At 71.7% G+C, this 6,980-nt stretch carries 7 protein-coding genes; 4 read left to right on the top strand and 3 right to left on the bottom strand.

The window, feature by feature from the left end:
• Positions 1–125 precede the first annotated feature (125 nt).
• The 3 genes from VR44_RS31255 (at position 126) to VR44_RS31265 (ending at position 5,165) form a co-directional block, all read left to right on the top strand.
• Complete coding sequence (locus VR44_RS31255; protein WP_045950988.1) at positions 126–1,868, top strand: N-acyl-D-amino-acid deacylase family protein; 1,743 nt, start codon at positions 126–128, stop codon at positions 1,866–1,868.
• Positions 1,865–3,349, top strand: a complete 1,485-nt coding sequence (locus VR44_RS31260; protein WP_045950989.1) for an aldehyde dehydrogenase family protein — start codon at positions 1,865–1,867, stop codon at positions 3,347–3,349. Before VR44_RS31255 ends, VR44_RS31260 begins: the two co-directional genes overlap by 4 nt.
• A gap of 244 nt (positions 3,350–3,593) precedes the next feature.
• Positions 3,594–5,165: an APC family permease gene (locus VR44_RS31265; protein WP_045950990.1), complete on the top strand. Its 1,572-nt coding sequence runs from the start codon at positions 3,594–3,596 to the stop codon at positions 5,163–5,165.
• Between the two features lie 77 nt (positions 5,166–5,242).
• Here VR44_RS31265 and VR44_RS31270 read toward each other — a convergent pair whose 3' ends face one another.
• Both VR44_RS31270 and VR44_RS31275 read right to left on the bottom strand, forming a co-directional pair.
• Positions 5,243–5,602: a helix-turn-helix domain-containing protein gene (locus VR44_RS31270; protein ID WP_245692603.1), complete on the bottom strand. Its 360-nt coding sequence runs from the start codon at positions 5,600–5,602 to the stop codon at positions 5,243–5,245.
• Positions 5,599–5,991, bottom strand: coding sequence for a type II toxin-antitoxin system RelE/ParE family toxin (locus tag VR44_RS31275; protein WP_342669415.1), 393 nt, complete (start codon positions 5,989–5,991; stop codon positions 5,599–5,601). The genes VR44_RS31270 and VR44_RS31275 overlap by 4 nt, the downstream gene beginning before the upstream one ends.
• Before the next feature lie 115 nt (positions 5,992–6,106).
• On the opposite strand from VR44_RS31275, the gene VR44_RS31280 reads away from it, so the two are divergent.
• Positions 6,107–6,400: a hypothetical protein gene (locus VR44_RS31280; protein WP_052713923.1), complete on the top strand. Its 294-nt coding sequence runs from the start codon at positions 6,107–6,109 to the stop codon at positions 6,398–6,400.
• 36 nt (positions 6,401–6,436) lie between these two features.
• Here the strand turns inward: VR44_RS31280 and VR44_RS31285 are convergent, their stop codons facing one another.
• Positions 6,437–6,835: a VOC family protein gene (locus VR44_RS31285; RefSeq protein ID WP_045950991.1), complete on the bottom strand. Its 399-nt coding sequence runs from the start codon at positions 6,833–6,835 to the stop codon at positions 6,437–6,439.
• Positions 6,836–6,980: the final 145 nt, after the last annotated feature.

Genomic DNA, 6,980 nt, shown 5'->3' on the forward strand with positions numbered 1-6,980 from the left:
GGGCGGGTAGGGGACTCCGCCCCGCGCAGCGGCCCACCCGCACCCGCACCCGCACACCGCACCGCAACCCACCGCACCCCGCCCGGCCAGGGCAACGGCAGAGGGACACCAGGAGGGGAACCCCCATGCTCGACCACCTCATCCGCGGAGCGACCGTCGTCGACGGCACCGGCGCCCCCGCCCGTGTCGCGGACGTCGGGATACGCGACGGCCGGATCGCCGTCATCGCCGCCCCCGGTACCGTCGACGAGGAGGCCCGTACCAGCGAGGACGCCACCGGCCTGGTCCTCACCCCGGGGTTCATCGACCCCCACACCCACTACGACGCCCAGCTCTTCTGGGACCCCTACGCCACCCCCTCCATGAACCACGGCGTCACCACCGTCGCCGGCGGCAATTGCGGGTTCACCCTGGCCCCCCTGAACCCCGACCGCCCCGAGGACGCCGACTACACCCGCCGCATGATGAGCAAGGTCGAGGGCATGGCCCTCGCCGCCCTCGAAGAGGGAGTCGACTGGTCCTGGTCCACCTTCGGCGAGTACCTCGACGCCCTCGAAGGGCGGATCGCCGTCAATGCCGGGTTCATGGTCGGCCACTGCGCCCTGCGCCGCCACGTGATGGGGGAGGCCGCCACCGGCGCCGCCGCCCCCACCCCCGCCCAGCTGGAGCAGATGCTCGCCCTCCTCCACGAGGCCATGGACGCCGGCGCCTGGGGCCTGTCCACCACCCAGTCCTCCACCCACTCCGACGGCGACGGCGCCCCCGTCGCCTCCCGGCACGCGGAGCCCGCCGAGCTGCTCGCGCTCTCCCGGGCCGTCGGCGACCACGAGGGCACCCAGCTCGAAGCCATCGTCGCGGGCTGCCTCGACCAGTTCTCCGACGAGGAGATCGACCTCTTCGTCGACATGAGCGCGGCCGCCGGCCGGCCCCTGAACTGGAACGTCCTCACCATCGACGCCGCCGTCCCCGAACGGGTCCCGCGCCAGCTGGTCCCCAGCGAGCGCGCCCGCAAGGCCGGCGGCCGGATCGTGGCGCTGACCATGCCGATCCTCACCCCCATGAACATGTCCCTCGGCACCTTCTGCGCCCTCAACCTCATCCCCGGCTGGGGCGAGGTCCTCGCCCTCCCCGTCCCCGAGCGGATCGCGAAGCTCCGCGATCCGGACGTACGGGCCGAGATGCTGCGCCGCGCCGACAGCAAGGAGGCCGGGGTCTTCCGGCGCCTCGCCAACTTCGGGCGGTACGTCATCGGTGACACGTACAGCAAGGAGAACGAGGGGCTCAGCGGACGCGTCGTGGACGACATCGCCGCCGAGCGCGGGCAGGACGCCTTCCAGTGCCTCGTCGAGATCTGCGCCAACGACGAGCTGCGCACCGTCCTGTGGCCGATGCCCACCGACAACGACCCGGCGACGTGGGCGCTGCGCGCCGAGACCTGGCAGCAGGAGGACGTGATGCTCGGCGGCTCCGACGCGGGCGCCCACCTGGACCGGATGTGCGGGGCCCCGTACACGACCCGGTTCCTCGGCGACTGCCTGCGCGGCCGCCGGCTGGTGCCGCTGGAGCAGGCGGTGAAGATGCTGACGGACGACCCGGCGCAGCTGTTCGGGCTGCGCGAGCGCGGCCGGATCGCCGAGGGCTGGCACGCGGACCTGGTCCTCTTCGACCCGGAGCGCATCGAGGCCGGCCCGGCCACCCTGGTCCACGACCTGCCGGGGGACAGCCCGCGCCTGGACTCCCGGGCGATCGGGATCGTGTCGGTCCGGGTCAACGGGGTCGAGACCATCCGCGACGACGAGGTGACCGGCGCGATCCCGGGGATCGTGCTCCGGTCGGGCCGTGACACGAGGACGGTGAGCACCCGATGAGCGGCGAGCAGGGGCAGAGGCTGTACATCGGCGGGGAGTGGGTCGAGCCCGACGGCGGTCACTACGAGGTGGTGAACCCGGCGGACGAGTCCGTGGTGGGCCTGGCCCCCGAGGCCTCGCGGGCGCAGGTGGAGGAGGCCGCCCGGGCCGCCGCCGAGGCCTTCGGCCCGTGGTCGCGTACGCGGCCCGAGGAGCGGGCGGCGATCCTGGACCGCGCCGCAGACGTCATCCAGCGGGAGTTCGAGCCCTGGGCGGAGCTGGCCCAGGCGGAGACGGGCGCCCCGACCGGGATCGCGCGCGGGATGCAGGTCGGGGTGGGGGTGGCGCGGTTCCGGCGGTACGCGAAGGGTGCGCTGGAGCCGGTGGAGCGCGGGCTGCCGCCGCAGGTCACCGAGGCGGGGCCGATGGGTGCGGCGAGCGTGCTGGGGGCGCTGGAGGTGCGCCAGCCGGTCGGGGTGGTCACCTGCATCACCTCGTACAACAACCCGTGGGCGAATCCGGCGGGCAAGGTGGCCCCGGCGCTGGCGATGGGGAACACGGTGGTGGTCAAGCCGGCCCCGCAGGACCCGCTGTCGGTGTTCCGGATGGCCGAGGCGCTGGCGGAGGCCGGGATCCCGCCGGGGGTGGTGAACGTGGTCTCCGGGCAGGCGGTGGAGGTCGGCGAGGCGGCGGTGGACTCCCCGCACGTGGACATGGTGTCCTTCACCGGCTCGACGGGGGTGGGGCAGCGGATCGCGGAGGTCTGCGGGCGGTCCATGAAGCGGCAGCTGATGGAGCTGGGCGGCAAGGGCGCGGCGGTGGTCTTCGGGGACGCCGACCTGGACGCGGCGGTCATGGGCATCGGCACCACCTTCTCCTTCTACAGCGGGCAGATCTGCACGGCCCCGACCCGGGTGATCGTCCAGCGGTCGGTGTACGCGCAGCTGGTGGAGAAGCTGACGGGGTACCTGGCGTTCATGAAGGTCGGGGATCCGGCGGTGAAGGGGACGGTGGTCGGCCCGGTGATCTCGGCGGCGCACCGGGACCGGGTGGAGTCGTACGTGGAGCTGGGCCGCAAGGAGGGGGCGCGGATCGCCTCCGGCGGGGAGCGGCCGGTGGTGGGGGAGGGCGACCGCAGGGGCAAGGGCTTCTACGTGGCGCCCACGCTGCTGGTCGACTGCACCAACGACATGCGGGTGGTGCGGGAGGAGATCTTCGGGCCGGTGGTCGTGGTCGTCCCCTTCGACGGGGGCGAGGACGAGGCGGTGGCCCTGGCCAATGACAGCGACTACGGGCTGATCAGCTACGTGTGGTCGGGGGACGCGGCGCGGGCCTTCCGGGTGGCGCGGCGGCTGCGGGCGGGCGGGGTCGGGGTGAACACGATCGGCCGGAACATGGAGGCGCCGTTCGGGGGTTTCAAGCGGTCGGGGGTGGGCCGGGACGTGGGCTCGTACGCGCTGCACGCGTACAGCGAGGTGCAGTCGATCGTGTGGGCGGGGTAGGCAGAAAATTGCCTCGGGAAATTTTCTAATCGGACATTCCGGGCACGGCTGCGGTTTCCGCATTCCGGAACCCCGCGTCCGCCGCCTGTGAATCGGACGCGGGGGTGCGAATGGATCTTGCAATCCCGCGTCGTAAACTGCTCATGGATTGAAATTCCAAGGCGATTCATTGCGCGGACATCTGGACTTCATCCGGACTTAACCAGTCCAGATGTGGAAATCGCACCCTCTACCGTCCTTTCACATGACACAGCTGGACGAGCGGCCTCGGGTCGGAGACACGGTAAGCGGCGTGGCCGAGGGCGACGGCGAGGTCCGCGGCAAAGGCCTCGGCAAGGGCTCCGTCGGCCTGGTGGGCAGCGCCGTCATCGGCATCTCCACCGTCGCCCCCGTCTACTGCCTGACCTCGACCCTCGGCTCCACCGCCGGGCAGGTCGGCCTCCAGATGCCCGCCGTCTTCCTGGCCGGCTTCCTGCCGATGCTGCTGGTCGCCTTCGCCTACCGCGAGCTCAACAAGGACATGCCGGACTGCGGCACCTCCTTCACCTGGACCGTCAAGGCCTTCGGCCCCCGGATCGGCTGGATGTGCGGCTGGGGCCTGGTGATCGCCACGATCATCGTCCTGTCCAACCTGGCCGGCGTCGCCACCTCCTACTTCTGGCTCCTGGCCGGCGAGATCACGTCCGACCCGGACATCGCCGCCCTCGACCACAACAAGTTCGTCCACATCGCCACCTGCCTGACGCTGATCGCCGCCGCGACCGCCATCAGCTACCGCGGCATGACCGCCACCAAGGGCGTCCAGTACACCCTCGTCGGCCTCCAGCTGCTGGTCCTCGCCGTCTTCGTGGCCATGGCCTTCCAGAAGGCCTCCGCCGGAACCTTCGACACCGGCGTCCACTTCTCCTGGCAGTGGATGAACCCCTTCGCGGTCGAGTCCATGGGCGCCTTCACCGCCGGACTCTCGCTCTCGATCTTCATGTACTGGGGCTGGGACACCTGCCTCACCGCGAACGAGGAGACCATCGGCTCCGCCAAGACCCCCGGCCGCGCCTCGCTCATCGCGATGGTCGTCCTCGTCGGCTCCTACCTGGCCACCGGCGTCGCCGCCCAGATGGCCGTCGGCTCCGGCGACAAGGGCCTGGGCCTCGGCAACCCGGAGACCTCCGGCAACGTCTTCGCCGCCCTCGCCGGCCCCGTCATGGGCCCGGTCCTCGGCATCCTGCTCTTCGTGGCCGTCCTGGCCTCCGCGGCCGCCTCGCTGCAGACCACCTTCATCCCGGTCGCCCGCACGGTGCTCGCCATGTCCACGTACGAGGCCCTCCCCGCCTCCTACGCCCGCGTCCACCCCCGCTTCAAGACCCCGGGCCGCGCCACCGTCACGGCGGGCGTCGCGACCGGCGCGTTCTACACGGTCATGACCCTGGTCAGCGAGAACGTCCTCACCGACACGATCTTCGCGCTCGGCCTGATGATCTGCTTCTACTACTCCCTGACGGCCTTCGCCTGCGCCTGGTACTTCCGCGGCGACCTGCGCCGCTCCGCCCGCGACCTGTTCTTCAAGGGCGTCTTCCCGGTCCTGGGCGGCCTGCTCCTGGCGGCGGTCTTCGTCAAGACGCTGACGGACGCGTGGGACCCCTCGTACGGCTCCGGCTCCACCATCCCGGGCCTCGGCGTCGGCAGCGTCTTCGTCATCGGCGTCGGCCTGCTGGCCCTGGGCGCGGTCATCATGCTGATCACACAGCGCCGCAGCCCCGCCTTCTTCCGCGGCGAGATCCTCACGAAGTCGACCCCGTCCCTGGTCGTCGAGGACTGACCGGCCGGGTCGGCTCCCGCCCAGGCGGCCGGCCGCCGTGCCGGCCGGGGTGACGGGCACCCGGGCCGGCACGCCCGTCACCCGAGGACGTACTGCTCGTCCCCGAACTCGGCCACGATCTTCAGCCTGCCGCCCAGTGCCCGGACGTACGCGGCGAGGGTCTCGACCTCGCTGCGCTCCAGCTGGCCGTTCTCGATGCGGGAGACCCGCGCCTGGGTGACCCCCATGGCCTCGGCCACCTGGACCTGCGTGGTGCGCTGACGCTTGCGCACCTCTGCCAGGCGGTGCGCACGGACCACGGCGATCATCTCCGCCGCGCCCCGGTCGACCTCTGCCCGCTCTTCGGCGGAGAAGCCGAACTCCTCGACGAGGTCATCCCAGCGGGCAGCCTTCGGGCCCCGTTCGGGCATCTGGCTCCCGCCCTGGCTGTGGCTCATTCGGTGTCCTCCTCCAGTTCCGTCAGGTAATCCTCGTACGCCTTCTCGGCCCGGGGAACGGCCGTCAGGTACCAGCCGTGCCAGTCGCCGGCCTTGTCACCCCCGACGAGGAACACCGCTCGCCGCAACGGGTCGAAAACGAAGAGCAGCCGGACCTCGCTGCACCCGGTCGATCCGGGGCGCAGTTCCTTGAGGTTGGCCAGACGTGAGCCCTTCACGGTGTGTCCACGAGCGGGCGCCCCATCGCCGGACCTTCTTGCCGCAGCGCCGTAATGGCCTTGCTGATCTGAATGAGCGACGGCCGATCGGTGTGGCGCAGCGAGTGCAACCAGGAAAGGGCGGGCTCCACGACGATCACTTCCCAGTCCATGGACCTTCCCTTCGAGTATGCCAGGTGAGGCATATTACGCAAGAGTTATATCCGAGGCCCTGTGAGCGGCGGAACTTCACACCAATGAGGGGCAGGGCGGTGACCCGGGGTGCGGCGGGGTCGTTGGGCGGGGCATGACTGCCATCAAGCGCACCCTGTCCACCCTGGCCCTCACCGGCGGCGCCGCCCTCGCCCTCACCCCCGTCGCCGCCCACGCCGCCGACGGGCCCTCCCTGGAGAACCAGCCCGTCGTGGAGCGCGTCGTCGACATCGCGGGCCACCCGGGCCAGGCGATGAAGGACACCAAGACCGCCCTCGACGTCACCACCGCGACCGCCGGCAGTGCCGCCAAGTCCACCCAGGGCTCCCTCGCGGGCGCCGACACCGCCCTGGTCGGCGGCCTGCCGCACGCGCCGACGGTGAAGTAGCGCAACGACTCCGAGGGGCCGGCGGGCGGGACTCGTTCAGCCCCAGGTGCGGGAGCAGAGGACCAGGCGGTAGCCGTCGGGGTCGGTGACGGTGACGCCGTACTCGTCCCAGTAGGGGTTGTTGGACGGGACCTGCTCCCCGCCGCAGGCGATCAGGCGGCGGACGAGGGCGGCGTCGGGGGCCTGCCCGAGGTAGACCACGAACAGGTCGTCCACGGTGGGCGAGGGCTCGACCGGGTTCTCGGGGTCCCGGGTGAGCTCGAAGTGCCAACCGCCGCCGGCCGGTCCGACCATGACGAGGTCGTGCTCCCCGGGAACGTGCCCCGAGGTCCGCCACAGGACGTCGAGCCCCAGCCCGTCGACGTAGAACCGCTCGGCGGCCGCGAGGTCGCGGGAGGGACGGGCCACGCGGACGGGGGTGTGTGCATCGATCATGCCCGGAGGGTATGGGCGCGGCGGGGTGCCGGGGCGTGGCGGGAGTGGCGGTCTGTCAGGTGGCGGGGTGGGTGCTGCGGTCGGTGGCTTCGGCTGGGGGTGGGCGGTGTGCCCTTGCCCGGGGTCGGGGGAGTGTCGGGGGCTT

It is taken from the genome of Streptomyces katrae, from assembly GCF_000966975.1.
GTDB lineage: Bacteria > Actinomycetota > Actinomycetes > Streptomycetales > Streptomycetaceae > Streptomyces > Streptomyces katrae.